This window comes from Bacteroides sp. AF25-38AC, from assembly GCF_003602995.1.
In the GTDB taxonomy this organism is placed as follows: domain Bacteria; phylum Bacteroidota; class Bacteroidia; order Bacteroidales; family Bacteroidaceae; genus Bacteroides; species Bacteroides uniformis.
The window spans coordinates 1-2,835 of the sequence record NZ_QTMD01000073.1; the positions used below are offsets into that span (position 1 = coordinate 1).

The window sequence follows — 2,835 nt, forward strand, 5'->3', positions numbered from 1 at the left end:
GAATGGAAAAACCAAACGCAGGTAGATTTTCAAAACAGAAATAGTGTCGTTGATTTTCTTCTGAAAGAATTTTCCGATTGGGACGAACGCTACAAAGAATTGATTCATACGACGTTGTCATTTGTAGGATTGGCTACACGGATATTTCCTTTAGAAAAGCCTTGGAAAAGCAAGCGCCCATTACCCATAACAATGATTGGGGATGCCGCACATTTGATGCCGCCTTTTGCAGGGCAGGGAGTAAATAGTGGGTTGGTGGATGCCTTGATATTGTCTGATAATCTAGCCGATGGAAAATTTAATAGCATTGAAGAGGCTGTTAAAAATTATGAACAGCAAATGTTTATCTATGGCAAAGAAGCACAAGAAGAATCAACTCAAAACGAAATTGAAATGTTTAAACCCGACTTTACGTTTCAGCAATTGTTAAATGTATAAAATGGAATAAAACGGCACATAACAAACAAATTGGCAATAGAGCCGGTGAAGTACTTCTATTGAACTTTTGTGCAATGTTGAAGATTAGTAATTCTATTCAACATTTGTGCTAAAAGTCGGCTCCATCGCCAATTTGCCAAACGTTGTACGACATAGTAAAACCGAACCAAACAAAATGAAAGTCAGAGAAGAAAAGTTAAGAACAATTATAGAATGGTCGGAGAAAAACGAAGATGTAAGAGTTCTTCTTCTGACAAGTTCACTTGTAAATCCTTTAGCACTTGTTGACGAATTTAGTGATTTAGACATTGAATTTGTTTTTGAGGATAATACAAATTACATTTCAGACAAAAGCTGGACGCTTAAATTCGGAAATCCAATTGCTATGATTGAAGAAGACGAAAGTTGTTTTAACCATAAACACGCAATGAAAATGCTACTTTATGAAGACGGTGTGAAAGTAGATTTTAAACTTTACAGCAAATCAAAATTTATAAAGGAAACGCAAGAGAAAGAATTACCAGAAGATTGGGATATTGGTTATAAAATTTTAATTGATAAAGATGGTATTACAAAGCAAATGCTGAAACCAACTTATCAAATTTCCATTATCAAAAAACCGTCTGAAAAAGAGTTTCAAAATCTAATAAACGATTTTTGGTGGGACACAACTTACGTGGCAAAGTGTCTTGTGAGAGATGAAATATTCTATGCGAAATTTATGTCGGAAACCGTTATTCGCACAGAATATCTAATTCCTTTAATTGAATGGCACATTGCAAGTGAACACAATTGGAACATAACGACCAATAAATATGGACGACTTTTCAAAAAGTATCTTAACCAGGAAATGTGGGCTAAAACAGAACAAACATTTTCAGGGAGCGATATAAAGGAAAATTGGACTGCTCTATTTTCAATGACTGATTTAGTTTCAGAAATAGGAACTGAATTGTCAAAAAAATTAGAGTACAAATACCCGGATAAATTAGAAAATGACATACGAAAATATTTAGCTGGACTAAAACCCAAAACATAACTACGTCGTACAACATCGTATTGGCAATAGGCGGGCTGAACGGCTTCGTATCAACGGAAGTGCAAAATTCAACTTCTGTTCTTCGATTAAAGTTCAGTGCTAAAAATCCCGCCCATCGCCAATACGCGGCACGTTAGCGGGCATTGTGAAAGATACCAGCATAACAGTTAAACATTGATAAATGAAAAAAAAACTACTTTGGATATTAATTTTAGGACTGATAATAATCAGTTGCAAACAAAGGAAAACAGAAATGAAAGAGAAAATAATTAAAACAAACGGCATTGAACTCTGTACGGAAAGTTTTGGAAATAAGAAAAATCCAGCAATCCTTTTGGTAGCAGGTGCAACCGTATCAATGCTGTATTGGGACACTGAATTTTGCCAACAATTATCTGAAAAAGGATTTTTTGTTATTCGTTACGACAACAGAGATGTAGGAAAATCCACTAATTATGAACCAGGTTCTACTCCATACGATATTGTTGACTTAACTAATGACGCTATTTCAATATTGGATGGCTACAAGATTGACAAAGCACATTTTGTGGGGATTTCTTTGGGCGGACTAATTTCTCAAATAGCATCAATAAAGTTTGCCGACAGAGTTAACTCCTTAACTCTTATGTCATCAGGCCCTTGGGGAGACTCAGACCCAACTATACCTGAAATGGACACGAGTATTTTAGATTTCCATAGTAAAGCAGGTACAGTCAATTGGACAAATGAAGACAGTGTGGTAAACTATTTAATTCAGGGTGCAGAATTAATGAGTGGCAAGAAACAATTTGACAAACAAAGAAGTGAAAAACTGATAAGAGCTGAGTTCAATAGAGCCAACAATTATATAAGTATGTTCAATCACGCTGCATTGCAAGGTGGTGAAGAATATTGGAACAGATTAAACGAAATCAAACAACCCACCTTAATTATCCACGGAACAGACGACAAAATTTGGCATTATAAGAATGCAGGTTTTTTACTAGAAAAAATAAAAGGTTCAAATCTAATCACCCTTGAAGGTACAGGACACGAATTACACGTTGATGATTGGAAATCAATAATTGATGGAATAGAAAAACACATAAATGACTGATAAACAAAAACAACGACCCGCTAACAATGTATATAAAAAATAGGCGAAACAGTAGTAAATTCAAGGCTTTTGGCTCGTATTATACTTTGTGCTTAACCGAAAATTTGGCACTTCGAAATCGCCTACTTTTCATATACTAACCGTTATGTGCCATTTTTGAATGACAATGCGAATAGATACAGACAAACAAATGAATTTACTTAGTGATAAGAACGTTGCAATAATTGGTGGTGGACCCGTTGGACTGACTATGGCAAAATTA

General features: G+C 35.1%; 3 protein-coding genes. All 3 read left to right on the top strand.

Translation table 11 applies throughout. The features are described 5' to 3' along the window. On the top strand, window positions 1–438 hold a 438-nt coding region (locus DWY55_RS21670; RefSeq protein ID WP_207806440.1), incomplete at its 5' end, for an FAD-dependent oxidoreductase. A 175-nt stretch (window positions 439–613) separates the two neighbouring features. Beyond that, window positions 614–1,477, top strand: coding sequence for an aminoglycoside 6-adenylyltransferase AadS (locus DWY55_RS21675; RefSeq protein WP_003013318.1), 864 nt, complete (start codon window positions 614–616; stop codon window positions 1,475–1,477). Between the two features lie 181 nt (window positions 1,478–1,658). Next, on the top strand, window positions 1,659–2,573 hold the full coding sequence (estT, locus tag DWY55_RS21680) for a macrolide hydrolase EstT (RefSeq protein WP_006744646.1): 915 nt from the start codon (window positions 1,659–1,661) through the stop codon (window positions 2,571–2,573). Window positions 2,574–2,835 lie beyond the last annotated feature (262 nt).